The organism is Variovorax sp. W2I14, assembly GCF_050435205.1.
Lineage (GTDB): Bacteria > Pseudomonadota > Gammaproteobacteria > Burkholderiales > Burkholderiaceae_C > Variovorax > Variovorax paradoxus_C.
Genome location: NZ_JBNDJX010000001.1, coordinates 5661254 through 5685230 on the forward strand (window position 1 = coordinate 5661254; position 23977 = coordinate 5685230).

Annotated in this window: 23 protein-coding genes; 6 read left to right on the top strand and 17 right to left on the bottom strand. The window is 64.2% G+C overall.

Translation table 11 applies throughout. The features are described from left to right. Positions 1–8: 8 nt before the first annotated feature. The gene (locus QF040_RS26465; RefSeq protein ID WP_429613474.1) at positions 9–1037 is read left to right on the top strand and encodes a hypothetical protein; all 1029 of its coding nucleotides are present in this window, start codon (positions 9–11) and stop codon (positions 1035–1037) included. Between the two features lie 93 nt (positions 1038–1130). On the opposite strand, the gene QF040_RS26470 is transcribed toward QF040_RS26465, so the two are convergent. From QF040_RS26470 to QF040_RS26530, 13 genes are all read right to left on the bottom strand, one after another. After that, on the bottom strand, positions 1131–3086 hold the full coding sequence (locus QF040_RS26470) for a T6SS phospholipase effector Tle1-like catalytic domain-containing protein (protein WP_429613475.1): 1956 nt from the start codon (positions 3084–3086) through the stop codon (positions 1131–1133). A gap of 23 nt (positions 3087–3109) precedes the next feature. Beyond that, positions 3110–3691, bottom strand: coding sequence for a DUF3304 domain-containing protein (locus QF040_RS26475; RefSeq protein ID WP_429613476.1), 582 nt, complete (start codon positions 3689–3691; stop codon positions 3110–3112). 22 nt (positions 3692–3713) lie between these two features. Then, positions 3714–4283, bottom strand: coding sequence for a DUF3304 domain-containing protein (locus QF040_RS26480; RefSeq protein WP_429613477.1), 570 nt, complete (start codon positions 4281–4283; stop codon positions 3714–3716). 38 nt (positions 4284–4321) lie between these two features. Further along, positions 4322–4909, bottom strand: a complete 588-nt coding sequence (locus tag QF040_RS26485; RefSeq protein WP_429613478.1) for a DUF3304 domain-containing protein — start codon at positions 4907–4909, stop codon at positions 4322–4324. Then, complete coding sequence (locus tag QF040_RS26490; protein WP_429613479.1) at positions 4906–5871, bottom strand: DUF4123 domain-containing protein; 966 nt, start codon at positions 5869–5871, stop codon at positions 4906–4908. Before QF040_RS26490 ends, QF040_RS26485 begins: the two co-directional genes overlap by 4 nt. After that, positions 5871–8444 carry a type VI secretion system Vgr family protein gene (locus QF040_RS26495; RefSeq protein ID WP_429613480.1) on the bottom strand — a complete coding sequence of 858 codons (2574 nt, stop codon included), beginning with the start codon at positions 8442–8444 and terminating at the stop codon, positions 5871–5873. The genes QF040_RS26490 and QF040_RS26495 overlap by 1 nt, the downstream gene beginning before the upstream one ends. A 243-nt stretch (positions 8445–8687) precedes the next feature. Further along, positions 8688–9932 carry a phenylacetate--CoA ligase family protein gene (locus tag QF040_RS26500; protein WP_429613481.1) on the bottom strand — a complete coding sequence of 415 codons (1245 nt, stop codon included), beginning with the start codon at positions 9930–9932 and terminating at the stop codon, positions 8688–8690. Between the two features lie 163 nt (positions 9933–10095). Next, positions 10096–10908 carry an ABC transporter ATP-binding protein gene (locus tag QF040_RS26505; RefSeq protein ID WP_013544063.1) on the bottom strand — a complete coding sequence of 271 codons (813 nt, stop codon included), beginning with the start codon at positions 10906–10908 and terminating at the stop codon, positions 10096–10098. A 101-nt stretch (positions 10909–11009) separates the two neighbouring features. After that, positions 11010–12341, bottom strand: coding sequence for an ABC transporter substrate-binding protein (locus tag QF040_RS26510; RefSeq protein ID WP_307602900.1), 1332 nt, complete (start codon positions 12339–12341; stop codon positions 11010–11012). A gap of 76 nt (positions 12342–12417) precedes the next feature. Continuing rightward, positions 12418–13482: a branched-chain amino acid ABC transporter permease gene (locus QF040_RS26515; protein WP_306882063.1), complete on the bottom strand. Its 1065-nt coding sequence runs from the start codon at positions 13480–13482 to the stop codon at positions 12418–12420. 95 nt (positions 13483–13577) lie between these two features. After that, positions 13578–14507 carry a branched-chain amino acid ABC transporter permease gene (locus QF040_RS26520; protein WP_307687156.1) on the bottom strand — a complete coding sequence of 310 codons (930 nt, stop codon included), beginning with the start codon at positions 14505–14507 and terminating at the stop codon, positions 13578–13580. A gap of 168 nt (positions 14508–14675) precedes the next feature. Then, positions 14676–15461 carry an ABC transporter ATP-binding protein gene (locus tag QF040_RS26525; RefSeq protein WP_307511447.1) on the bottom strand — a complete coding sequence of 262 codons (786 nt, stop codon included), beginning with the start codon at positions 15459–15461 and terminating at the stop codon, positions 14676–14678. Continuing rightward, positions 15458–17413, bottom strand: a complete 1956-nt coding sequence (locus QF040_RS26530) for an AMP-binding protein (protein WP_307612848.1) — start codon at positions 17411–17413, stop codon at positions 15458–15460. Before QF040_RS26530 ends, QF040_RS26525 begins: the two co-directional genes overlap by 4 nt. Before the next feature lie 85 nt (positions 17414–17498). On the opposite strand from QF040_RS26530, the gene QF040_RS26535 reads away from it, so the two are divergent. From QF040_RS26535 to QF040_RS26550, 4 genes are all read left to right on the top strand, one after another. Then, positions 17499–18269 (top strand): Crp/Fnr family transcriptional regulator, encoded by a 771-nt coding sequence (locus QF040_RS26535; RefSeq protein ID WP_429613482.1) that lies wholly within the window; start codon positions 17499–17501, stop codon positions 18267–18269. Then, positions 18266–18736 carry a hypothetical protein gene (locus tag QF040_RS26540; RefSeq protein ID WP_429613483.1) on the top strand — a complete coding sequence of 157 codons (471 nt, stop codon included), beginning with the start codon at positions 18266–18268 and terminating at the stop codon, positions 18734–18736. Before QF040_RS26535 ends, QF040_RS26540 begins: the two co-directional genes overlap by 4 nt. A 71-nt stretch (positions 18737–18807) precedes the next feature. Next, the gene (locus QF040_RS26545) at positions 18808–19578 is read left to right on the top strand and encodes an SDR family NAD(P)-dependent oxidoreductase (RefSeq protein ID WP_429613484.1); all 771 of its coding nucleotides are present in this window, start codon (positions 18808–18810) and stop codon (positions 19576–19578) included. A 28-nt stretch (positions 19579–19606) separates the two neighbouring features. Then, a complete protein-coding gene (locus tag QF040_RS26550; RefSeq protein ID WP_013544053.1) occupies positions 19607–19864 on the top strand; it encodes a hypothetical protein in 258 nt (85 codons plus the stop codon). Positions 19865–19994: 130 nt separating this feature from the next. Here QF040_RS26550 and QF040_RS26555 read toward each other — a convergent pair whose 3' ends face one another. Both QF040_RS26555 and QF040_RS26560 read right to left on the bottom strand, forming a co-directional pair. Beyond that, positions 19995–21038, bottom strand: a complete 1044-nt coding sequence (locus tag QF040_RS26555; protein ID WP_429613485.1) for an MBL fold metallo-hydrolase — start codon at positions 21036–21038, stop codon at positions 19995–19997. 60 nt (positions 21039–21098) lie between these two features. After that, entirely contained in the window at positions 21099–22079 is a 981-nt protein-coding gene (locus QF040_RS26560) for a Bug family tripartite tricarboxylate transporter substrate binding protein (protein ID WP_429613486.1), read from the bottom strand. A 211-nt stretch (positions 22080–22290) separates the two neighbouring features. On the opposite strand from QF040_RS26560, the gene QF040_RS26565 reads away from it, so the two are divergent. Next, complete coding sequence (locus QF040_RS26565; RefSeq protein WP_429613487.1) at positions 22291–22668, top strand: VOC family protein; 378 nt, start codon at positions 22291–22293, stop codon at positions 22666–22668. Positions 22669–22672: 4 nt separating this feature from the next. Here the strand turns inward: QF040_RS26565 and QF040_RS26570 are convergent, their stop codons facing one another. Together QF040_RS26570 and QF040_RS26575 are read right to left on the bottom strand one after the other, a co-directional pair. Next, entirely contained in the window at positions 22673–23254 is a 582-nt protein-coding gene (locus QF040_RS26570; RefSeq protein WP_429613488.1) for a superoxide dismutase, read from the bottom strand. 49 nt (positions 23255–23303) lie between these two features. Next, positions 23304–23969 (bottom strand): helix-turn-helix transcriptional regulator, encoded by a 666-nt coding sequence (locus QF040_RS26575; RefSeq protein WP_429613489.1) that lies wholly within the window; start codon positions 23967–23969, stop codon positions 23304–23306. Positions 23970–23977 lie beyond the last annotated feature (8 nt).

Sequence of the window (23977 nt, forward strand, 5' to 3'; positions counted from 1 at the left end):
GCATTCCCATGGCGACCAATCTTTCCGTCGAGCGCGCACGGCGCTTGCCTCGCGACGTTGCATGGCTTGCGGCGGGCCTTCATGCAGCGCTCTTCGTCGCGACCACGTTCCTGCAACTCCTGCCGCTTCTGATCGGCAGCGAGGTGTTGCGCAACCATTACGCGATGCCGAGCGTATGGATTCCATTGCTCTTCCACGCCGGGGCGACCGGGCTGCTGGCAACCGCCCTGGCCTGGAGCCATGCGCGCAACGCGCTCGACGAACGAGGCGCCGGCAGCCTGGCCCGCATCCTCAATCCGGGAAGCCGCTTCGCGCTGGCGTACCTGGGGGCGCTTGTTCTGCAGGCCTTCGTGCTCAGCCCCCTGCTCTTTCGATTGGAGATGCGCTTCATGCCGGACGGATCGCTGGAGGCGCTCTTCGGAGTCGTCACCGTGCGCTCCCGGATGGTCACTGCCATGCTGATCCAGTCGATCGTCCATGCGGTCGTGCTGGTGGCGGGCGTCTGGTTCGCCGCATGGTTCGCGCTGCGCAAGGGCGGCCGCACCGTGCAGGCCGGCGAGGCGGACGGCGCCCCTGAAAACAGCGACGCGATCGTCTCGCCGCGGCGCGCGATCGCCTGCGTCGGCGCGGCTGTGTTCGTGTGGCTTCAGCTGTGGACCGGCAGCATTGCGCTGAGGTGGAGCGATGCGCACGCCGGGATGGATGCAAGACCGCTGCTGCTCGGCTGGGTCGCGATTTCGTTGCTGGCCGGCATGCTGGCGTTCTGGGGCGCCTGGCTCGGCGCTGCGTCACAGGCCGCGCGGGCCGAGGCGCATCCGTTCCGCGCCGTGGCTGCGGCGGCGCTGGCCTTCGTGCTGTTGCAGCTCACCTGCACCGGCATTGCTGCCGGCTGGATGCTGTGGATCACGCGCGACGTCGGCCTGCCCGGTGGCAGCAAGATGCTCGACTACATCGTGGCGCTGGCGGCGATCTACCTGGTGCTGCTGGTGATGCTCATGCGCGGAGTCACGCGCTGGTTCTACCGCCGCTACGTGTAGCTGCGCGCGTCCTCGATCACCTTGCTGTCGTTCGGCAGCGTGCTGGCTGTATCGCCGCGATCTGTAGCAGCGTGCGTGCGCCGCAGTGTTGCGTCAACTCTTGTCGAAGACACGCCTGTAGCGCACATGGCCACCAAGTTCGCGACGCGTCTTGTTGGTCACCACCCGCACTCCGACGCTGGTCGTTAGGTTTTCCATGGCCAGCAGTTGCTCGCGGTCCTTGTCGGTGAGCTCGGGAAATCCGCCCTGATGCGAGGTCTGGTGCTCATGGATCCGGCGCTCCAGATCCGACAGCGACGCCAAGGGTCTGGCTTCGTTGTAGCTCGTCTGAGGACGCACCGTGCCGTTGCCTGTGCGGAGCCACTCCATGTTCGCGGCGGTCAGGTCCACCTTGCGCTGGATCTGCGCAATCTTTTCCTTGCGGTCGAAATCAGTCACCGGCCCCACCATGTAGAAGGATGCATGCGAGTCGTGCAGCATCTGGTCGAAGAAATCGTCGACCAGCTTTGGCATCCTGGTCGATGGCGGGTGCAGATATTCCTTGCGCACGCGCAGGAAGTCGCGCTGGGCTTGATCGAGACGTGAAGTGTCGGGTCCGTGCGGATTGGCCTTTGCCTGTCGGTCTGCGACTTGCTCCATTTCAAGGGCCTTCGCAATGTCCGAAGAAAAGTCGGAGTCGCTTTCCCACACGTCGATCTGGTCTTGCCGCACGGCCTTCGCGTAGGAAGGCAACTTGTGCATCTGGCCCTTGTGCTGAAGACGCCAGCGCCAATACAGCTGGACGTGGCCGTGCAGGTGGTCTTCGACGGTGCCGCTGATGTTGGTGGCGAATCCGCGGTAGGCGTTGAAGAGTTTTTCGCAAGTGGGGTCAATTTTCAGGTCGTCCGCAACGGCAGCACCACCAACGGCAATCTCCTTTAATTTTTCGACGCTTAACAGCGGAACCATGCTGCGCTGTGCCTCGCGGTACATGTCCAGAAGCGGCATCTGCGACAGCAACTTGGTGCGCGAGTCCACTGCCTTGCCCTGACATCCAGGGTCGTAGCCGCCGCCCACATCGGAATGCGCGCCGGGGTAGACCTTCTCGATGCAGTTGGCGGGGTACTGCTTCTCGCCGATGCGCCCGGTCGACAGCGGGAAGTTGATGCGAATCTCATGCGCAGCGCACAGGTGCACTGTGCGTTCCACGCTGGGCACGATGTCTAGTGTGCCGTTGGCCCAGCCGCCCAGGCCGCGCCAGAACGGCGAGGAGTCGGCCATGCCCACGGAGGCGACGGAGTCGAACAGTCCGAGAAACTGAAAGCGGAACGGCACGCCCGCCAACGTGTAGCCGCCAGCCGGCCCCTTCTTGAGCATGATGTGGTGCACGAAATGGCAAAAGGCCCGCGCCTGCGCCGCACCGCGCGAAAAGCCGAACACAGATACGTTGACCTGCAGCAGCTTTCTGGACGGTGTCGCGGCGGCCTTGCGGTTGAGCAACCTCTCCAATTGATTGACCTTGCCCAAGGTGCCCCCAATGAAGTAACCGCGCTTGCTTTCTAGGCTGTTGCCGGTTGTCAGGCCGGCGTGCAGTGGGGCGGTGGTGGCGTCGGCTCCGACCTTGTCCTCTCTGACGAGGTACTCCTTTGTAGTGGAGCGACTCATCGCATTGAGCAACTGAATCATGGCCCAGTTGATGCGCGCATCACCCCCTGTGGCCATGGACTTGCCGTCTGGGGTTTCGGTCTTCTCGCCAATCTCGTCGAAAGGCGTTCCAACGCCCGGAACATAGAAGCGGTAGTAGCCGTCGTCGGGCGCATCTTTGAAGGTGTCATGCAGCACCACCACGTTGCTGTGGCTGCGCTTGTTGGGGTCTTTAACATTTTCCTGATCGCGCTTCTTGTTGTTGTTTGTGCCGTCGAAAAAAATCCCCACGTGGATCATCGAAGAACACATGTTTTTCTTGTCTTTGTAGTCGACACACGCAGAGGCGCTGATGCGCTGCATCTGCTCGACCAAACTGAATGGTCGTTCGCCGGGCTGAGCGGCGGGCATTGATTGAATGGACATGGTTGGTTCTCCCTGATGCGGTGTTATTCGGTGGTGTCGGGCTTCTTTGGGTAGCGCATCCCCGAAATATGTTTCTCGTGGCCCAGGTCGTACTGGCTGACCCACACCTTTATGTCGTCTTGGGGAAGGAAAAATACTTGAACGATGCCCCCGACCTCGTAGCGCTCCACTGGGACGACTTTGCTGAGAGTCCTGCGTGCCAGACAACACTTGATGGCTTCAGAGATATCCATGGCCATGATCTGCGCCATCGGGACGGTCCAATGGCCCGTGATCCAGTCCACCTTCACGGTCAGTTCGGGCGTCCACTTGGCGGGCAGCGAGACGCAGCATGAAGTTGAGCCACCACCACCGTAGGGCGGCAGATTGGAGCCGCGCACACCGTTGACGTAGTACTCCTGAACGCCTTCGGAGGTGAACGTGTAGCCGGTGACGCCCACGGTAAGCGGCTTCGAAGCCGAAAGCTCGCATGCGGAAAGACCCAGTCCGGCAGCCAACATGGCAAGCGCGGCGAGCCATCGATAAAAATGCGCCGCAGCCCCTTGCACTAATTGGTTGAAATGGGGCTGGCAGGCCAGGGCGATAGGCATTGATTGGACGGACATGGTTGGTTCTTCTGCGGTGGTGCTATTCAGTGCTGTCGGGCTTCTTCGGGTAACCCATGCGCGAGGGATGTTCCGGACTCAATAAGCCGATGTCCGATACCCATATCTGCATCTCGTCCTTGGGCAGAAAAAACACCTGAGGCCTGCCGCCTTTTTCGCCGTAGGGCTTCACGGGAATAACTTTGCTGAGAGTGCGTTCAGTCCAACAGCACGCAATTTGTTCCTGTGTCGACAAGGTTGCAATTTGCGTATAGGGCACTTTCCAATCTCCAATAGTCCAACTCACCTCGACCGTGAGTCCCGGGGCCCACTTCGCCGGCAGCGACACGCAGCACGACGTCGATCCACCACCGCCATAAGGTGGCAGATTGGAGCCGCGCATGCCGTTGACGTAGTACTCCTGCACGCCCTCGGCCGTGAAGTTGTAGCCGGTGATGCCCACTGTCATCGGCTTCGCAGCCGTGGGCTTGCAAGCCGCAAGACCCAGGCCGGCGGCCAATAGGATGCACATGGCGAGCCATCGGCAAAGACGAGCCGCTCCGCCTTCCCTGATCGGCCCGAAGGGGCGTTCGCCGGGCAGGGCGGCGGGCATTGATTGGACGGACATAGTTGGCTCTCCCGGCTGCTGTGTTAATCGGTGATGTTGGGCTTCTTCGGGTAGCCCATGTGCGAGGGGTGGCTCGGGTTTTGTGGGCCGGGGTCGTAAACCCACACCTTGATTTCGTCTTGGGGCAAGAAGAAAACTTGGACCAGGGCTGCAACCTCATAGCGCTCCACGGAGACGACTTTGCTGAGAGTGCGTTCAGCCCAACAGCACGCGATTTGTTCTTGTGTCGATAGCGCTGCAATTTGTGCATAGGGCACTTTCCAATCTCCAATCGTCCAACTCACCTTGACCGTGAGTCCCGGAGCCCACTTCACCGGCAGCGACACGCAGCATGACGTCGATCCTCCACCGCCATGAGGCGGTAGATTGGAACCGCGCATGCCGTTGACGTAGTACTCCTGCACGCCCTCGGCCGTGAAGTTGTAGCCCGTGATACCCACAGTCATCGGTTTCGCAACCGAGGCCTCGCAGGCGGCAAGACCCAACGCGGCCGCCAACATGACAGACGCGCCGAGCCATCGGTATGGCGAACGAATGTCCGTCTCCCTGAATTTCGAAATGGCGGAAGGAAGCATGCAGGCCGACACGAAGACGCGGTACAGGTGAATCATCGGAACCCTTTGGATGGGGCCGCGCTCGCAGCCGCTTTCTCGTTTGCAAGGCGTCTGAGCGCTTGCCATTGGGCGGAATCCCAACGAGAGATTTCATCGTGCAGCGCCGCGGTGCCGCTGCGCACGCGCAACCAGCTTTCTCCCAGCGCGGGCAGCGCCTCGAATCCGTCCGGGGCGCGCAATGCGAGGGAGACGAAGGCCCATTGGTCTTTTTGACGATGGATGCCGAGTGCCTCCATTTTTTGCGACATGGCCTTCAGCCATCGATGCAGTTCAGACCCGCTGCGCTCATCGGTCCACCCAGCTTCCACAGATTGCATGCCGGCGTGCAGCATGTCGGCTTCGGCCTCGTCAAGCAGCGCCGCATATTGGGCGTCGTCCAGCACCAAGACGGGCGCGGCTGGCTGCGCTGTCGGCATGGCCTCTGTCTCTATGCCTTGCAAGCGGCCGTTCCGGCCGGGCCAGGCCCACGCGTGCAGCGCGGTGTGCAAGCGCGCTTCCTGTGCTGGCCGCACATGTGGCAAGAAACTGCCGAGTACGCGTGTATCGCCGATGCGCAGGTAGAGCGGCATGCCATCCGACGTTTCTGCGGCGGCCAGCCATGCGAGCGTGGCGCATAGCGCGGGCAAGGTTGTGGAACTGCGCACGAAGCTCACGCAGGGTTTTCCCGCCACGACTTTGCGCAAAGTCTCGAGTCCGTCAATGGCGAGCAGTTCACGCCAGGGCCACAGAAAAAGCCCCAGCTCTTCGTAGTCGGCCAGTGGGGTGCCATCGAACGCATGGACGGCGGCACCATAGACACTGCGCATCTGTTGGAGGCCGTCGCTTTCCAGGATCGCGCCGTCCACCAGAACAGGCAGCGTGTCGGAAGTCAGCCCCTGCGCATCCAGGCCATCGCTCCAAGTCGTTACTGCAGTCAGAGTGGCCGAGGGAAGCTCGTCTTGAAGGTAGGTGCGGTTCATCAGCGCTTTCCAAAAGGTACGCCGGCAGCCAACGCCTTGCGCAGGCACTCCTTGCAAATGGGCTCCGGAAATTTGATGTCCGGCAGAGGCAGGCTCTTGGGGCCCACCGTGCTGTGGATGCCGGCGTGTTCGCGCCAGAGTCCCTGGGTGCCATGCTCGATACCCGCGCTGTTCCAACGGCTGTAGCTGGTGCCGCCGTTGATCCGCACTTCTTCTTTGGCAGTGATGGTGATCTTGTTGGCAGTCAGTGTGATGTTGAGCTTGGCCAGCAGATTGAGGCTGTTCTTCAGTGCCGTGATGTCGATGTCGGCATTGGCCGCCACCAGCCGCATGCCCGCCTTGAAGGAAAACAGCCGAATGGCTTCCTTCGCGCTGGCCAACAGGCTGCCCATGGTGCTGAGGCTGAGGTGCTTGCCGCTGGTGAGCGCGATGTGTTCTTCGCTCGCAATGTGGGTGCTGCCGCCGGTGGTGACTTCGACACCTGCAGGACTGGCCAAGACCAGATGAGGCTCCTGCAATTCGGGAAAGGTACCGCTGTCTGCCGAGTGAAGGCCACGAATGACGTCGTTCTGCGTCTTGAGCGCGCTCGCCACATCGCTTTGGTCGACGCCGTCGTCTTGAGCCTTGGCCTGCTGGGCCGCTTCTGCCAGGTTCTCATGCTGTTCGCGCGCGAGCGTCAGGCGCTGCACCGTCTCCCCCATGTCCTTGGCATGTCGTACGGCATTGCCACGCGCCTCGGTGGTGATGAGCATCCCGTTTTGTGCCCGCAGAACACCGTGCCCGTCCGTGCGCAGTTCAAACCCTTCGCCCCGATCGTCCTTGCGCCCCGCGTTGTCCTCGATTCGCGTGATGTGCCCAAGGCTCAGCTGGCTGTGCTGATGGTCGCTCTTCAGCTGAACCTGGATCTTTCCAGCGGTGTCGTCCATCGCGAAGTGGTTGCTGCGCCCCGCTGCGCTATTGCCACCTTCCTCGGCCAGCTCGCGACTCCTGAAACCCGATAACGCTTGCTGACCCGGCAGCGCCCACGGCGGCAGGTTCGCCTGGTTGTAGGCCCGCCCCGTGCAAATCGGCAGGTCCGGGTCCCCGCCGATAAAGTCGATGATGACCTCCTGGCCGATGCGCGGGAGCTGGATGCCGCCCAACTGGTTGCCCGCCCACGGACTGGACATTCGAATCCAGCAGGTGCTGTGCTGGTTCTTCTGGCCGATGCGGTCCCAGGGGAACTGCACCTTGATGCGTCCCAACGCATCGGTCCAGATGTTCTGGCCGGCGGGGCCCACCACCAGCGCGGATTGAGGGCCTCGGGTGAAGGGTTTCGCCCGGCTCGGGATCGGGCGCAGCGGCTCGATCATCGGATGCGCGGTGAAGTCGACCTCCACTTTCCATTGCTGCTTGCGACCGGGAGTCGCATCGCCGATCTGGCTGTCCTGCGCGACGTCTTCGATCAGGAAGCGGGTGTCCAGGATCAGGTACTCGGCATTGGCTTTCCGGCGTGGATGTTTCTGAAGCTCGAAACTGCAACCGGGCACCATGCCGCGCAAATTACCGCTGGCCCGCGCCCTGGCGCCATGGGTGCGCAGGGCCTCCATGCGAAGAAGCGCCAACTGGTCGCCTTCGCCGTGGGGATCGTTCGCCTCGGCCCTGCCGGCCCTAGGCTGTGCGTAGTGGCTGCCGGCGGCACTGGCTTCATGCCATTGGTACACCTCGCCGTCGGCCTGGCCCGTCGCTCTCGGGTCTTTGCGGCTCTGGCTCAGGTCGGCCCGGGGGCGTGTGTAGTCGTACTCGCGGGTGGTGTACCTGCCGCTGGTCAGGTGGTGGTGTGGAACGAAGCTGCTGACGTACTCCGCATCCACCTTCCAGCTGGGCGCGTGGTACTCGACTTCCTGGTAGGCCGTGCTGTCGTTCTTCTTGTATGCACCCATGTTGTCGATGAGAACCAGGTGGTGCTTGCCTTCGCTGTGCCGAAAAAAATAGCTGACACCAACCTCCTGGCACAGGCGCTCGAAGAATTCGAAGTCGCTCTCGTTGTACTGGACTTGGTAGTCGCGCTCCGGATAGGTCTCGATGAGGCGCTTGTCAACAGGAAAGGTGTAGTCGGAAAGAAGCTCATCGAGGATCTGAACAACATTCTTGTTCTGGAAGATCCTGCAATTGGTGGTCAGGGTTGCGCGGTACAGCCAGGGGCGCAACGTGAGCCTGTACTGGACATGCCGTCCCTCTTCGCCCCAGACCTCCGCATCCGTGATCAGCGCGTTGATCTGGCGCACGCCTGCGCCGATGTGGTCCACCGACTCCCCCGCAGCACCGGGAAGGAACCGGCCCGCACCGTCGAGCTGGATCGAGCAAGTGATCTCGCGCCCGATGAAGCTGTCCAGATCGAAGTCCATCGCATCGCTGGCGCCAAGGTTCAGGACATCGGGTGTCTTGAGCAGCAGCGTGTACTCGAACAGGCTGTTGAGCCCTTCGTGCCCTGAAAGGTGCGCCGACTCCAATGCCGGGCGGCCCAGGATCAACGGAATGGCGACGCTGCTGATTTCGAGCGTGCGCGTCTGCGCAACACTGAGTGCGGACATGTGTTCTCTCCCATAGCCCGCGCCCACGATCAGATGCAGGGACGCGGATTATGGGAAGCTCACCGCCACAGGAAACGGAGGGAAAGAATCAGGCAACTATTGCAGAGCGGGCGATGTGACGGACTGCACAACCATGTGGCGTTGGCGGCAACATGAGGCGGTCAACGGCCCTCCACGGAGGCAGCGTCCATCTAACAACCAGATCTCAAGTCAGTGATTGCGATAAAGCCGTGTGTGCAATAGCTACTTGTAGCTGCGCGCGTCCTCGATCACCTTGCCGTCGTTCGGCAGCGTCCCCGGTGCCACCAGCTCGATGGTGCCGCGCAGCTTGGTCACCTCGCGCACCGCATCGGCAATGCGCGCATCGAGCCCGTCCGGCGCGCCTGCGCATTCGAGCTTGAACGTCATCTGGTCGTCACCCATCTCGCCCGAGACCACAAGGCGCGCGCGCTGGATCTCCGGAAAGCGCCGCGCGATCTCCGCCACTTGCGACGGATGCACGAACATGCCGCGCACCTTGGTCGTCTGGTCGGCGCGACCCATCCAGCCCTTGATGCGCTTGTTGGTGCGGCCGGTGGGGCAGGCGCCCGCGAGCACGGCCGAGAGGTCGCCGGTGCCGAAGCGCACCAGCGGGTAGTCGGCATTGAAACTGGTGACGACGATCTCGCCCACCTCGCCATCTGGCACCGGGTCGCCGGTGCCGGGGCGCACGATCTCGACCAGCACGCCCTCGTCGATCACCAGGCCTTCGCGCGCGCTGGTCTCGTACGCGATGAGGCCGAGGTCGGCGGTGGCGTAGCACTGCGTTCCCTTCACGCCGTGCGCGGCGATCCAGTCGTGCAGGCTGGGCGGAAAGGCTTCGCCGGAGACGAGTGCCTTGGTGAAAGGCAGCTTCTGGCTTTTCTCCTCGGCCTTCTCCAGCAATATCTTCAGGAAGCTCGGCGTGCCCGCATAGCCTGCGGGCTTCAGGTCGGCAATGGCTTCGAGCTGCTGCTCGGTCTGGCCGGTGCCGCCCGCGAACACGGTGCAGCCCAGGGCGTGCGCGCCGGTTTCCATGATGGAGCCGGCCGGCGTCATGTGATAGCTGAAGCTGTTGTGGATGAGGTCGCCGCTGCGAAAGCCGGCCGCATGCAGCGCGCGCGCCGTGCGCCAGTAGTCGCGCGCTTCACCCTCGGGTTCGTAGATGGTGCCGGGGCTCGCGAACACGCGCGGCATGCGAGGCCCGCGCACGATCGATGCGAAGCCGCCGAAAGGATCGTCGGCGCGGCGCTGCTTCTGCAACTCGAGCAATTCCGATTTGCGCGTGACCGGCAGTTGCTCGAGCGCCTGGCGCGTCGTGATGTCCGCGGGCTTCACGCCGTCGAGGATCTTCTTGAACGCGGACGTGGCTGTCTGCGCCTGCGCGATCTGTTTGGGCAATGCGGCGAGCAGGTCGCGCTCGCGTTCGGCGGGGTCACGGATCTCTAGCTTGTCGTAGTGGTCGGTCATGTCCGTACCCTTTATCTTTCGGTTCGGTCTTGCTCCCTCTCCCGCTTGCGGGAGAGGGCTGGGGTGAGGGGCGGCGACGATGGCGGAGGCTGTGTCTGTGCAAAGGCCGATGCCCTCACCCTGACCCTCTCCCGCAAGCGGGAGAGGGAACAAGACAAAACCGTCAAGCCAGCCACCTCTTGCGACGCTTGTAGCTCTTCACATCCCTGAAGCTCTTGCGATCGGCACCGCCAACGCCGAGGTAGAACTCCTTCACGTCCTCGTTCTCGCGCAGGCTCTTGGCCTCGCCGTCCATCACGATGCGGCCGTTTTCCAGGATGTAGCCGTAGTCGGCGTAGCGCAGCGCCATGTTGGTGTTCTGCTCGGCCAAAAGGAAGGTCACGTGTTCCTTGGTGTTGAGGTCTTTCACGATCTCGAACACCTCTTCCACGATCTGCGGCGCGAGGCCCATCGAGGGTTCGTCGAGCAGCACCATCGTCGGGTTGGCCATCAGCGCGCGGCCGATGGCGCACATCTGCTGCTCGCCGCCCGAGGTGTAGGCCGCCTGCGAGGTACGCCGTGTCTTCAGGCGCGGGAAATATGCGTACACCTTGTCCAGCGTCTGCTGCACCGCGGCCTTGCCGTCGGTGCGCGTGTAGGCGCCGGTCATCAGGTTCTCTTCGATCGTCAAGTGCGCGAAGCAGTGGCGCCCCTCCATCACCTGGATGAGCCCGCGCTTGACCAGTTCGGCCGGCGACAGCGCCTCGATGCGGTCGCCGCGCAGTTCGATGGTGCCCTTGGTCACCGCGCCGCGCTCGCCCGCGAGCAGGTTGCTCACCGCGCGCAGCGTGGTCGTCTTGCCCGCGCCGTTGCCGCCGAGCAGCGCCACGATGCCGCCCTCTGGCACGGTGAGCGAGACGCCCTTGAGCACGAGGATCACGTGGTTGTAGATAACCTCGATGCCGTTGACGTTGAGAAGGATTTTGGGTTCGCTCATGGTGTGGTCCGAAGCATTCGCAAGGACAGCAGAGAGGCTGCCGTCCTTGCGAATGGCGGCTCTTGCGAGCCGCCACCGCACTTTCTTTGGGGATCAGTGCATCAGGACTGGCAGTCGGCCGCTTCGCGGCGCGTCAGCTTCTTCTCGCCGGCGTACTTGTCGGCGGCGGCCTTCACCATCGGCTTGATGATCTGTTCGTCGGCTTCATACCAGTCGGACATGCCGCCCCACTTGGCGCCGTCCCACGTGTGCACGCGTGCCCAGGTCGAGCCCATGTGGTCCTGGCACGAAGTGCTCACCGGACGCATCACGCCCGAGAAGCCCAGTGCGTCGAGCTTCTTCTGGTCGAGCGCGAGGTTCTCCATGCCCCAGCGCACCTGCTCGCCGGTCATGACCTTGCCCTTGCCGAAGCGCTCCTGCGCGCGCTTGACGGCCTCGATGGTCAGCATCTGGATGATCACGCCGCGCGTGTAGAGCACCGAGCCCACTTCTTCCTTCGGACCCGTGCCCTGGCCCTTGTCGTGCACCTGCTTCAGGATCTCCTGGATCACCTTGGGCTGCGTGCCCGAGGTGTTGAGCGCGAGCGCGTTGTAGCCCTTGGCGTTGGCGCCCACGTCCTTCACGTCGGGTTCGGCGCCGGCCCACCACACGCCGTACATCTTCTCGCGCGGGTAGCCCGTGGCCACGGCTTCCTTCAGGGCGGTGGAGTTCATCACGCCCCAGCCCCACAGCAGCACGAAGTCGGGCCGCGACTGGCGCACCTGCAGCCAGGCCGACTTCTGTTCCACGCCGGGCGCGGTCACCGGAATCAGCGAGAGCTCGAAGCCGTTCTGCTTGGCGCGTTCCTGCAGGAGCGGAATCGGCTCCTTGCCGAACGGCGAGTCGTGATAGACGAGGGCGATCTTCTTGCCCTTGAGCTTGTCCATGCCGCCTTCTTTTTTGCCGATGTGCTGGATCAGGATGTCGGCCGCGGTCCAGTAGCTGCCCATCAGCGGGAAGTTCCACTTGAAGACGCCGCCGTCCTGCGAGGCCGAGAGGCCGTAGCCCAGCGTGATGAGCGGGATCTTGTCGTTGGGCACCTTGTCGGTCAGCGCGAAGGTGATGCCGGTGGCTTGCGGATCGAACAGCGCAACGCCCGGGCGGCCCTTCAGGCGTTCGTAGCATTCCACGCCCTTGTCGGTGGCGTAGCCGGTCTCGCACTCCTCATAGGCGATCTTCACGCCGTTCATGCCGCCGGTGGCGTTGACGTACTTGATGTAGTCCTGCTTGCCGTTGGCCCAGGGCGTGCCGTTGGGCGCGTAGGGGCCGGTGCGGTACACCAGGAGCGGGAAGAACTGCTCCTTGGCCTGCGCGGTCGCGATCGATGGCGCGAGCATGGCGCCGAGGGTGCTGGCCACCAGGGCGGCGGTCAGAGCGAGCGATTTCAGTTTCATGCCTGTCTCCTTTTGTGGGCACCTCGGTGCCGGTTTTTACGAACGAACGAACGAACGGAACTCTAGAAATGCGTTGTCAGTGCGGGAAGGGCCAGAGCCGCAACTTCTCCTTGGCCGTGGACCACAGCCGCGCGAGGCCGTGCGGCTCGACGATCAGGAAGAACACGATCAGCGCGCCGAAGATCATGGTCTCCAGGTGCGAGGCGAGCGCGGTCGAAATCGAGAAGCCCAGCCACGCGGGCAACTGGTTCAGAAAGAGCGGCAAGAGCACGATGAATGCGGCGCCGAAGAAGCTGCCCATGATCGAGCCGAGCCCGCCGATGATCACCATGAACAGCAGCTGGAACGAGCGGTCGATGCTGAACGCCGCCGGCTCCCACGCACCCAGGTGAATGAAGCCCCACAGCGCGCCGGCCACGCCGACGATGAAGCTGCTCACCGCAAAGGCCGTGAGCTTGGCGTACACCGGACGAATGCCGATCACCGCGGCGGCCACGTCCATGTCGCGCATCGCCATCCACTCGCGGCCGATGGCGCTGCGCACCAGGTTCTTGGCCAGCAGCGCGAACACCACGACGAAGATGAGGCAGAACAGATACTTCTGCACCGGCGACTCGATCGGCATGCCGAACACGTTGAGCCCCGCCACGCTCACCGAGCCCGACGACGAGTTGTTGGTGAACCACTGGATGCGCAGGAACGCCCAGTCGGTGAAGAACTGCGCGGCCAGCGTTGCCACTGCCAGGTACAGGCCCTTGATGCGCAGGCTCGGAATGCCGAAGAGCACGCCGATCACCGTCGCGCACAGGCCCCCCAGCAGCAGCGAGGCGATGAGCGGCATGCCGTCGATGCGCACCTGGAAGTTGTAGGCCGCGTACGCGCCCACCGCCATGAAGGCGCCGGTGCCCAGCGAGATCTGTCCGCAGTAGCCGACCAGGATGTTGAGGCCGAGCGCTGCGAGCGACAGGATCAAAAAGGGCGTGAGGATGGCACGCATCCAATAGTCGGACACGCCCAGCGGCACGACGATGAATGCCACGAGCAGCAGCACCAGCATCGCGATGCGATCCTGCGCGATCGGAAGGATCTGTTGATCCGCCCGGTAGCTGGACTTGAATTGACCGTTCTCTCTGTAGAACATGACTCAGACCCGATCGATGATTTTTTGGCTACGGCCCGCTTCGCTTAACTTGCTTCGCAAGTTAGCCTGCACCGAAAAATTGTTGATCTCGTATTTCATACGCGATCAATAATTTTTTCGCCGAACAGGCCTTGGGGCCGAACCAGCAGGAAGACCAACGCCAACACGTAGGCGAACCAGATCTCGATGCCGCCACCAAGCATGGGGCCGAGATAGATTTCAGACAGCTTCTCGCCCACGCCGATCAAGAGGCCGCCGATGATCGCGCCTGGAATCGAGGTGAGCCCGCCGAGGATCACCACCGGCAGCGCCTTCAGCGCCACCAGCGAGAGCGAGAACTGCACGCCGAGTTTGGAGCCCCAGATGATCCCGGCCACCAGTGCCGAGAAGCCGGCCACCGACCACACGATCACCCAGATGCGCTTGAGCGGAATGCCGATGGACTGCGCGGCCTGGTGGTCGTCGGCCACTGCGCGAAGCGCCCGGCCTGTGGCTGTCTTCTGGAAGAAGATGGCCAGCACCACCACGAGCGCGGCCGAGACCGCTGCGGCCACCAGGTCTTCCTGGCTCAGCAGCAGGCCGCCCTGGAAGGTGCCTTCGAGCACCATCAGCGGTTCCTTGGGCATGCCCACGTCGATCTTGTAGATGTCGTTGCCGAAGATCGTCTGGCCCACGCCATCGAGGAAGTAGGCAATGCCCAGCGTGGCCATCAGGAGCGTGATGCCCTCCTGGTTCACCAGCTTGCTGAGCGCGAGCCGTTCGATGAGCCAGGCCACCACGACCATCACCGCCATTGCCGCGATGAAGGCCAGGATGTTCGCGAGGATCAGGCTCTGGAAGCCGAACCACAGCGGGAACCATTCGGAGAACCGCGCCATGGCGAGTGCTGCGAACAGCACCATCGCACCCTGCGCGAAGTTGAAGACGCCCGAGGCCTTGTAGATCAGCACGAAGCCGATGGCGATCAGCGAATAGAGCATGCCGACCATGAGGCCGCCGAACAGGGTTTCGAGGAAAAAGCCCATGGTCAGTTTCTTTCTTGTTTTTCTCCCTCCCCTTCCGGGGGAGGGTTGGGGTGGGGGCAAGCGGCGCTTGACGAGGCGCGGCTGTGTTGCGAGGGCTGTCGTGCCCCCATCCCAGCCTTCCCCTGGGAGGGGAAGGAGCAATGCATCAGGGTCGGGTGTGGCATGGCTTCAGTGCTCCACGCCGAGGTACGCCCGGATCACGTCTTCGTTGTTCCGAACTTCATCCGGCGTGCCGTCGCCGATCTTCTTGCCGTAGTCCAGCACCACCACGCGGTCGGAGATGTCCATCACCACGCCCATGTCGTGCTCGATCAAGACGATGGTCGCGCCGAATTCGTCGTTCACATCGAGGATGAAGCGGCTCATGTCCTGCTTCTCCTCGACATTCATGCCGGCCATCGGCTCGTCGAGCAACAGCACCTGCGGCTCCATCGCGAGCGCGCGGCCGAGGTCCACGCGCTTCTGCAGGCCGTAGGGCAGGCGGCCCACCGGCGTCTTGCGGTGCGCCTGGATCTCCAGGAAATCGATGATGTGCTCGACGAACTCGCGGTGACGCAGTTCCTCGCGCTCGGCCGGACCCCAGCGCAGCGCCTGTGCGAGCAGGCCGCTCTTCATCTTGAGGTTGCGCCCCGTCATGATGTTGTCGAGCACGCTCATGCCCTTGAAGAGCGCCAGGTTCTGGAAGGTGCGCGCCACGCCCATCTCGGCCACCTGGCGCGAGTTCATGTGCTTGAAGGTCTGGCCGCGGAAAGTGATGGAGCCCTGCTGCGGCCAGTAGACGCCGTTGATGCAGTTCAGCATCGAGCTCTTGCCCGCGCCGTTCGGTCCGATGATGGCCCGCACCTCGTGCTCGCGCACGTTGAAGCTGATGTCCGTGAGCGCCTTCACGCCGCCGAAGCTCAGGCTGATGTTCTGGACGTCGAGGATGACGTCGCCGATCTTTCGGTTGCTCATGCGGCGGCCTTCACGATGGGGAAGGTCTTGGCTTCGTTGATCTTCAGCGTGGCGCTGACAACCCCCGTGCGTCCGTCCTCGAACTTGACCTGGGTCTCGATGAACTGCGCGGTCTTGCCGCCGTAGAGCGCATCGACCAGCACCGCGTATTTCTCGGCGATGAAGCCGCGGCGCACCTTGCGCGTGCGGGTCAGCTCGTCGTCGTCGGGGTCCAGTTCCTTGTGCAGCACGAGGAAGCGCGCGATCTGCGTCTCGCCCATGCCGTCTTCGCTCGCGAGGTCGGCGTTGACCTTGCCGATGCATTCGGCGATCAGCGCGAGCACCTCGGGCTTGCCGGCCAGGTCGACGTAGCCGCCATAGGCAAGGCCTCGGCGCTCGGCCCAGTTGCCCACCGCTTCGAAGTCGATGTTGATGGCCGCGCAGACCTCGTTGCGGCCATTGCCGAAGCACACCGCTTCCTTGATCTGCGGAAAGAACTTGAGCTTGTTCTCGATGTAGTTGGGCGCAAAGATCGCGCCGCTCACGAGGCGGCCCACGTCCTTCGCCCGGTCGATGATGCGCAGGTGCCCTTCGCTGTCGAGCACGCCCGCGTCGCCGGTGTGGAAGTAGCCGTTGGCATCGAGCACCTCGGCGGTGGCGTCGGGGCGCTTGTAGTACTCCTTCAGCACCGAGACGCCGCGCACCAGCACTTCGCCGTCTTCGGCAATCTTGAGCTCGATGCCGGGTGCGGCGGTGCCCACGGTCTGCAGCTTGACCTTGCCGTCCTGCTGCAGGCACACATAGGCGCAGGTCTCGGTCTGGCCGTAGAACTGCTTCAGGTTCACGCCGATGGAGCGGTAGAAGCGGAACAGGTCGGGCCCGATGGCTGCGCCGGCCGTGTACGCCACGCGGATGCGGCTCATGCCCAGCACGTTGCGCAGCGGGCCATAGATCAGGAGATTGCCGAGGCCGTACATCAGCCGGTCGCCCGTGCTCACGGTGGCACCGTTGAGGATGTCGGCACCCACGCGCTGCGCGAGCGCCATGAACTTCGCATAGAGCCAGCGCTTCGGTGCGGCCGCATCTTCCATCCGGATCGACACCGCAGTCAGCAGGCCTTCGAAGGTGCGCGGCGGGCCGAAGTAGTAGCTCGGGCCGATCTCGCGCATGTCGTTCATCACCGTCTCGGCCGACTCGGGGCAGTTGAGCGTGAAGCCGCCCACCAGCCACTGCGCCACCGAGAACAAATGGTCGCCGACCCACGCCATCGGCAGGTAGCTCATGATGTTGTCGCCGGGGCCGAGCTTGTCGGTCGCCACGCCGCCGCGGCCCGCCGCGATGAAGCTCGCATGCGTCTGGCACACGCCCTTGGGGCGGCCGGTGGTGCCCGAGGTGTAGAGGATCACGCCGACGTCGGTGGCTTCGCCGCTTGCCACCGCGCGGTCGTAATAGCCGACGTTGGCCTTGTCGAACTCGCGGCCGAGTGCGCGCAACTGCTCGTAGCTCATGAGCCCGGGCTGGTCGTAGTGGCGCAGGCCCTTGGGGTCGTCGTAGATGATGTGGCGGATGCCGTGCTGCTGGTCCTTCTGCAGCTCGCGGCACTCGAGCAGCTTGTCGACCTGCTCCTGGTCTTCGACGATCACGAAGTCGATGGCCGCGTCCTGCAGCATGAAGACCATTTCGCTCGCCACCGCATCCTGATAGAGCGGCACCGGCACGCCGCGCAGGCTCTGCGCGGCGACCACCGCCATGTACAGGTGCGGCCGGTTGGCGCCCACGATGGCGAGGTTGTCGAAGGGCTTGAAGCCGAGGCTCGCGAGGCCGCAGGCCATCTCGCGCACCTCCTCTGCCACGGCGTTCCAGTTCCAGGTCTGCCAGATGCCGAGGTCTTTCTCGCGCACGGCGGGCGACTCGGGTTGGGCCTGGGCATGCGCGAGCAGCAGCCGGGGGAAGGTGGGGTCGTTTGTTTGCACAGTGGGCGGATCGTAGGCTCTCACTTTGACGCCCGGTTGTCGTTCCGACGACAATCCTAGGGACACTACTCCCCGGAGTTTCCCGATGCCTCACGGCAACCTCAACCAGAGTTCGCTCGGTGGTTCGATCAAAGACCGCGTGCGTCCCCCCAACGGCGCGGAGCTCGGCGGCATCCCCTGGCTGCCCACGCTCACGGCCGCCGAACGCCGCCGCGCCGAGGCCGCGCTGGTGGTCGGCGAGGCCGAGCCCGGCGACCTGGTCTGCCGCGTCGGGCGCTCGCCGACCTACTGGTTCGGCGTGGTCGAGGGGCTCCTGAAGATGAGCAACGACAACGCCGACGGCGGCTCGGTCACCTACACGGGCGTGCCGCCCGGCGGCTGGTTCGGCGAAGGCACTGTGATGAAGCGCGAGCCCTACCGCTACAACATCCAGGCGCTGCGCCGCAGCGTGGTGGCGGGCCTGCCGATCGAGAGCTTCCATTGGCTGCTCGATCACTCGATCGGCTTCAACCGCTTCGTGATGAACCAGCTCAACGAACGGCTCGGCCAGTTCATCGCGGCGCTGGAGATCGACCGGCTCAACAACCCCGACGCCCGTGTGGCGCGCAACCTGGTGTCGCTGTTCAACCCGGTGCTGTATCCGGGCGTGGGCGAGGTGTTGCGCATCACGCAGCAGGAACTCGCGTACCTCGTCGGCTTGTCGCGCCAGCGCGTGAACGAGGCGCTCAACGGGCTCTCGGCGCAAGGGCTGATCCGAGTGGAATACGGCGGCCTGCGCGTGCTCGACCTGCCGGGCCTGCGCGTGAGCGCGATGTCGAACAAGAAGAACGCCTCGGCGGAAACGGAAACCTCATGACCCTCAAAGACCAGCTCCAGGTCGTGCCCGCGAATGCGGAAGCGGCCTTCATTCCACCGCCCGAAACAACGAAGGCGAAAGCCGCAGAAACCGGTCCGACGCTCGAAGAAGCCATCGCACGCAACGAGGCGCTGACCGAGAAGATCGACGCGCTCGACGCGATCCTGGCCAAGCCGCTCAGCGAGATCCTCGCCGACCGCGAGAAGGCCGAAGAAGCCGCGCTCGCATGGGACCGCTTCGGCGCGATGTGGATGCTCTCGCAGCGCGCGATGCGCCGCGTGGCGCTCGACATCGCGGCGCAGCTCGGCGTGAGCGAGGAAGAGGTCGTCGCGCGTGCGATGACGAACGCCAACGCTGTGCTCAACGGTGCCGACGAAGTCGACCTTGGCGGCACCATCGCACCCGCGCAGCTGCAGCACATCGCGCGGCACCGCGCCTTCCTGCGAAAACAGTTCCGTACCGGTTGAGCCGCAAGGCCTCTCGATACCCCTTAACCTCCCGGCCTCCTCACCGCCTTCGTTCAAGAAAGACTTTCCCGATGACCGCTGCCGCTTCCCACCTCACCCTGATCACCGGCGCCTCGCGCGGCCTGGGCCGTGCCATGGCCGAACAGTTGCTGCAGGCCGGCCACACGGTACTGGGCATTTCGCGCAAACAAGATGCGCAACTGGCTGACGTGGCCAAGGCCGCCGGCGCCGAACTCGTTCAATGGGAGCAGGACCTGTCCGACCCGGTGGCTGCATCGGCCCGTGTGTCGGCCTGGCTCAAGACCTTGGATGCGCAGCGCTTCGACAGCGTGACCCTCATCAACAACGCCGGTACCGTCGGCAACCCGGCGCCGCTCGCGAGCGCCGTGCCGGCCGAGCTGGCACAGGCGCTGCGCATCGGCCTGGAAGCGCCGATGCTGCTGACCGCCGCGTTCCTCAACGCCACGCGCGAATGGCGCGGCGCGCGCAAGGTGCTCAACATCTCGTCGGGCCTCGGCCGCAACGCGATGGGCAGCCAGGCGCCTTACTGCGCGGCCAAGGCCGGCATGGACCGTTTCTCGCAGGCCGTGGCGCTCGAGGAAGCGAGCACACCGAACGGCGCGCGCATCGTCTCGCTCGCGCCCGGCATCATCGATACCGACATGCAGGTGCAACTGCGCGGCGCATCGGCCGAGAACTTCCCGGACCGCACGCGCTTCGTGAGCATGAAGGAAGAAGGCCGGCTCGACAGCCCCGCGAGCGCCGCCGCCAAGGTGCTCAAGTACCTGGCGCGCGAAGACTTCGGCGCGAACCCCGTGGCCGACGTGCGCGACCCGGCCTGAACGCCCGGAAGAAGAAAGCGAACACGCCATGGCCACCGCAAAGTCGATCGACACCCTTGAGTACAAGCTCTTTCCCTCGCCGAGGAACGTGCACCGCATCGTCTTCGAGCATCAGGTCTTCGTGCCGTACCCGTACGCGCTGATCGTGATGGACGAGTTCTACTTCAAGGGACGCTACAGCCTGTTCTCGGCGTGCAGGATGAGCGACGGGAAGATGGGGCAGGTGGCGACGTTCGAATTGGCTTCGGACGTGGACATCTTCAACACCAAGTTCGTGCCGGACTGAAGCCCTGGTATTTCTCCCTCCCCCGGAGGGCAGGGGTGGGGGCAAGCGGCGTATCAAGCGTCAGTGGCATATCGAACGCCGCGTGCCCCCATCCCGACCTTCCCCCAGAGGGGGAAGGAGCAAGACAGCATCACTGCATCGCGAACCGATCCCGCTGCGCCTCTGCGCACTCCCCCATCACGTTCAACGCACGCGACACCGCGGGCGTGCCGATGACGAAGGGATTGGCCCCGTTCGCCGGCTGCTGCCGCAGCGACGCGAGCCGGGTCTGCGAGCTGTCCATGGCCGAGTGGTTCGACAGCAGCACATCGACGTTCTGCGCCTTCACCACGGTGTCCATGCGTCGCGTGGCGCCGATGTAGCTCTCCAGCCGCGGCAGGTTCTTGCCGAAGTTGAAGGCGGTGCCGCCCCAGAGCATCGCGCGGTGCTTCCGGCCGTTCGCGCTCACGTCGAACACCGGCGAGATCGTGCCCATGGTGTGGCCCGGCGTGATGTAGAGCGTGAGGGTGGTGTCGCCCAGCGTGAGGCGGTCGCCGTCCTTCACCGACACGTCGCCCGCGCCGCGCTTGGGCGGCGCGCCCCAGATCGGCGTGGCGAACTCGAGCTTGGTCTCGGTCATCGTCCAGTCGGCCTCGCTCATCACCACGCGGGCGCGGTACTTCTGCGCAAGGTAGGGCGCGCCGCCGTAGTGGTCGCCGTGGCCGTGCGTGACGACCACGTACTTGATCTGCGCGGGGTCGAGGCCGAGCCTGCGCATGCCGCCCTCGATGAGCGCGGCGGCTTCCATCTGGTTGTTGAGCGCATCGATGAGGATGATGCCGTCCGAGGTCTTGATCGCCCACGCGCTCACCCAGTCGGCGCCCACGAAGTAGAGGTTGTCGAAGGCCTTGCCCGGTGGCGGCGCGGGCTTGTCGATGAGCGCCTTCAGGCCCTTGTCCAGCTCGGCCTGCGGCGGTTGCGCGGCGGGCGCGGGCTTGCAGAGCGACAGGAACGGCAAGAGATCGGTGCCGGCGGTGCGCGTGGCCGCGGCGACGTGCGCGGCCACGGTGGCTTCCGAAGGAGGTTGTTGTTGCTGCGCCGGTGTTTGCGCGCAGCCCTGGAGGAACGCGGCAACCGCTGCCAGGGCGGTTGTCTTCAGCAGCAGGGTGCGTGAGTTCTCGCGAAGAAATGCCATCGATGTCTCCATGCCGTCGTCGCGGCCCGTTGTGGAGACACCATTCTGCGACTGCGAGGCTTATTCGATGGTCGCGCCCGAGGCTTGCACGATGCCCTTCCACTTCTCGTAGTCGGTCTTCAGCATCGCGCCGAAGTGGTCGGGCGTCATGCTTTCCGGTTCCGCGCCCTGGGCGATGATCGCAGCCTTCATTTCGGGCGTGGCCAGGAGCTTGTTGATCTCGGTGTTGAGCGTGGCGACGATGTCCTTGGGCGTGCCGGCGGGCACGAAGACGCCATACCAGGTGCTCACGTCGAAGCCCTTGTAGCCGAGCTCGGCGACGGTGGGCGTCTCGGGCAGCGAGGTGCTGCGCTTGGCGGAGGTGACGGCCAGCGGACGCAGCTTGCCGGCCTTGATCTGCGCCAGCGCCGAAGGCACCGACGACACCATCAGGTCGACGTTGCCCGCGAGCACGTCCATCATGGCCGCGTTGGAGCCCTTGTAGGGCACGTGGCGCATCTTGATCTTGGCGGCGCTGTTGAAGATCTCGCCGGCCAGGTGGATGGTGGTGCCGTTACCGGGCGAGCCGTAGGTGACGGTGTCGGGCGCGGCGCGCGCGGCCTTCACCACGTCGTCGAGCGTCTTGAACTTGGAGTTGGCCTGCGTGACGATCACCACCGGCGTGTAGGCCACGTGGGCCACGGCCGTGAGGTCCTTCACCGGGTTGTAGCTCAGGCTCTTGTAGAGCCAGGGCGCGACGACCATGTTGTCCTTCTGGCCCATCACGATGTCGTAGCCCGTGGGCGCGGCGCGCGCGGCCTCGGCGATGCCGATGGTGCCGCCGGCGCCGCCGCGGTTGTCGGGCACCACGGTCCAGTGGTTGGCCTCTGTGAGCTTCTGTGCGACCAGGCGCGCCAGGATGTCGGTGCCGCCGCCGGGCGGGAACGGCACGATCATGCGGATGGGCTTGGCGGGGTAGCTTTGCGCGTGCACGGCAACGGCGGCAAAGGCCAGGGGAAGCGCCAGCGCAAGGGCCAGCGTGCGGGTGAGTTTGCGGATCATGGGTTTGTCTCTTGGTCTGGACGGATCGGGGTTGCAGCTGTGGCGACGATGGAGGTCTTTTGGCCTCACTGCACCGAGGGTGCAGTGTGCCGCAAGCGCCGCGATGGTGTTTTCGTGGTTTGCGATGGGCCCCGTATCAGACGGCGGCGACTTGACAGGGCGGTTTCGGCGCCGAACATGACATGTCGATCCATACAAAGGAGAGACAACCATGCTCGGAAACATCGATGCAGCGCCCAACCTCGCGGTGAAAGACCTCGCGGTGGCCCGCCGCTTCTACGAGGACACGCTGGGCCTTTCGCAGGTCGACGCGGAGGGCGACGAAGTCGTCGTCTACCGCAGCGGCAACACGCGCATCAACGTGTATCGCTCGGCGTTCGCCGGCACCAACCAGGCGACGGCCGTGACCTGGGAAGTCGGCGCGGACATCGAGCGCCTCGCCGCGGCGCTCAAGGCCAAGGGCGTGCGCTTCGAGCACTACGACATGCCCGATACGAAGCTCGAAGGCGACCTCCATGTCATGGGCGGCATGAAGGTCGCGTGGTTCAAGGACCCCGATGGGAACATCCTGAACCTGATCAACGGCTGATCGATCAGCCGAAGTTCTTGGCGACGAAGTCCCAGTTCACGAGCTTGGCCAGGAAGGTCTCGACGAACTTGGGACGCAGGTTGCGGTAGTCGATGTAGTAGGCGTGCTCCCAGACGTCTACCGTCAGGAGCGCGGTATCGGCGGTGGTCAGTGGCGTGCCGGCGGCGCCGGTGTTCACGATGTCCACCGAACCGTCGGCCTTCTTCACGAGCCACGTCCAGCCCGAACCGAAGTTGCCGACAGCCGACTTCACGAACGCTTCCTTGAAGGCGTCGTAGCTGCCCCACTTCGCATCGATGGCCTTGGCCAGCGCACCGGTCGGTGCTCCGCCGCCTTGGGGCTTCATGCAGTTCCAGAAGAAGGTGTGGTTCCAGATTTGCGCGGCGTTGTTGTAGATGCCACCGCTGGACTTCTTGATGATCTCTTCCAGCGTGAGGGCTTCGAACTCGGTGCCCTTCTGCAGGTTGTTGAGGTTCACCACGTAGGCGTTGTGATGCTTGCCGTAGTGGTATTCGAGCGTCTCTTGCGAGTACTCGGGTGCCAGCGCGTCCAGGGCGTAGGGCAGGGGTGGGAGCTTGTGTTCCATCGTGGTTCCTTTTCGGTCGGTTGTGGGTAAATCGTTGTTCGGTGTTGAGTCAGTCGCGGGGCTTCGGGCTGACCTGGTAGGCGCAGCGCCGCGCACCGGCGAGCACATGCTCGACGCGGCTGACGGTCACTTCCGGCCCCAGCACTTCGTCGAAGAGTTGCAGTTCGCTGCGGCAAAAGCCGGTGCAGGCCTGCGCCGCAGTGCAGATGGGGCAGTGGTTCTCGATGAAGAGAAAACCATCGCCCTCGGGCCGGAACTCGGCCATGTAGCCCTCGCGGCTGCGAATCTCGGCCAGCCGCTCCAGCCGCGTCTTGAGGCTGCGCGCGCCGCGCATCGCCTCGGTGTAGGTGGCACGCATCGCGTTCTCGCGCGCGCCGATCAACTGGTCCATGCCCTTCTCGCCGAACACGCTGATCACGGCGCTGATCATCTGCACAGTCATCTCGGCGTGCGTGTCGGGAAAGCGCTTGTGGCCTTCGCCGGTGAGGCGCCAGATCTGCGTCGGCCGGCCGCGGCCGCTCGGGCGGCTTTCCGCGTCGACCAGGCCTTCGGCCTCCAGCTTGGCCATCTGCTGGCGCACCGCTTCCACCGTGACGCCCAGCACCTTGGCGATGTCGGGAATGCCGAGTGCGCCACGGGTCTTGAGCGTGGAGAGGATGCGGTCTGCCGGCTGGTGCGGCATCCAGGTGGGCTTGGCGTCGATGGGAGCGGACATGGACGTTT

Excerpts from the sequence above, each read along its gene's own strand:
- QF040_RS26465 (WP_429613474.1), top strand. The coding sequence starts at position 9 with ATGGCGACCAATCTTTCCGTCGAGCGCGCACGGCGCTTGCCTCGCGAC.
- QF040_RS26470 (WP_429613475.1), bottom strand. The coding sequence starts at position 3,086 with ATGTCCATTCAATCAATGCCCGCCGCTCAGCCCGGCGAACGACCATTC.
- QF040_RS26475 (WP_429613476.1), bottom strand. The coding sequence starts at position 3,691 with ATGTCCGTCCAATCAATGCCTATCGCCCTGGCCTGCCAGCCCCATTTC.
- QF040_RS26480 (WP_429613477.1), bottom strand. The coding sequence starts at position 4,283 with ATGCCCGCCGCCCTGCCCGGCGAACGCCCCTTCGGGCCGATCAGGGAA.
- QF040_RS26485 (WP_429613478.1), bottom strand. The coding sequence starts at position 4,909 with ATGATTCACCTGTACCGCGTCTTCGTGTCGGCCTGCATGCTTCCTTCC.
- QF040_RS26490 (WP_429613479.1), bottom strand. The coding sequence starts at position 5,871 with ATGAACCGCACCTACCTTCAAGACGAGCTTCCCTCGGCCACTCTGACT.
- QF040_RS26495 (WP_429613480.1), bottom strand. The coding sequence starts at position 8,444 with ATGTCCGCACTCAGTGTTGCGCAGACGCGCACGCTCGAAATCAGCAGC.
- QF040_RS26500 (WP_429613481.1), bottom strand. The coding sequence starts at position 9,932 with ATGACCGACCACTACGACAAGCTAGAGATCCGTGACCCCGCCGAACGC.
- QF040_RS26505 (WP_013544063.1), bottom strand. The coding sequence starts at position 10,908 with ATGAGCGAACCCAAAATCCTTCTCAACGTCAACGGCATCGAGGTTATC.
- QF040_RS26510 (WP_307602900.1), bottom strand. The coding sequence starts at position 12,341 with ATGAAACTGAAATCGCTCGCTCTGACCGCCGCCCTGGTGGCCAGCACC.
- QF040_RS26515 (WP_306882063.1), bottom strand. The coding sequence starts at position 13,482 with ATGTTCTACAGAGAGAACGGTCAATTCAAGTCCAGCTACCGGGCGGAT.
- QF040_RS26520 (WP_307687156.1), bottom strand. The coding sequence starts at position 14,507 with ATGGGCTTTTTCCTCGAAACCCTGTTCGGCGGCCTCATGGTCGGCATG.
- QF040_RS26525 (WP_307511447.1), bottom strand. The coding sequence starts at position 15,461 with ATGAGCAACCGAAAGATCGGCGACGTCATCCTCGACGTCCAGAACATC.
- QF040_RS26535 (WP_429613482.1), top strand. The coding sequence starts at position 17,499 with ATGCCTCACGGCAACCTCAACCAGAGTTCGCTCGGTGGTTCGATCAAA.
- QF040_RS26540 (WP_429613483.1), top strand. The coding sequence starts at position 18,266 with ATGACCCTCAAAGACCAGCTCCAGGTCGTGCCCGCGAATGCGGAAGCG.
- QF040_RS26545 (WP_429613484.1), top strand. The coding sequence starts at position 18,808 with ATGACCGCTGCCGCTTCCCACCTCACCCTGATCACCGGCGCCTCGCGC.
- QF040_RS26550 (WP_013544053.1), top strand. The coding sequence starts at position 19,607 with ATGGCCACCGCAAAGTCGATCGACACCCTTGAGTACAAGCTCTTTCCC.
- QF040_RS26555 (WP_429613485.1), bottom strand. The coding sequence starts at position 21,038 with ATGGCATTTCTTCGCGAGAACTCACGCACCCTGCTGCTGAAGACAACC.
- QF040_RS26560 (WP_429613486.1), bottom strand. The coding sequence starts at position 22,079 with ATGATCCGCAAACTCACCCGCACGCTGGCCCTTGCGCTGGCGCTTCCC.
- QF040_RS26565 (WP_429613487.1), top strand. The coding sequence starts at position 22,291 with ATGCTCGGAAACATCGATGCAGCGCCCAACCTCGCGGTGAAAGACCTC.
- QF040_RS26570 (WP_429613488.1), bottom strand. The coding sequence starts at position 23,254 with ATGGAACACAAGCTCCCACCCCTGCCCTACGCCCTGGACGCGCTGGCA.
- QF040_RS26575 (WP_429613489.1), bottom strand. The coding sequence starts at position 23,969 with ATGTCCGCTCCCATCGACGCCAAGCCCACCTGGATGCCGCACCAGCCG.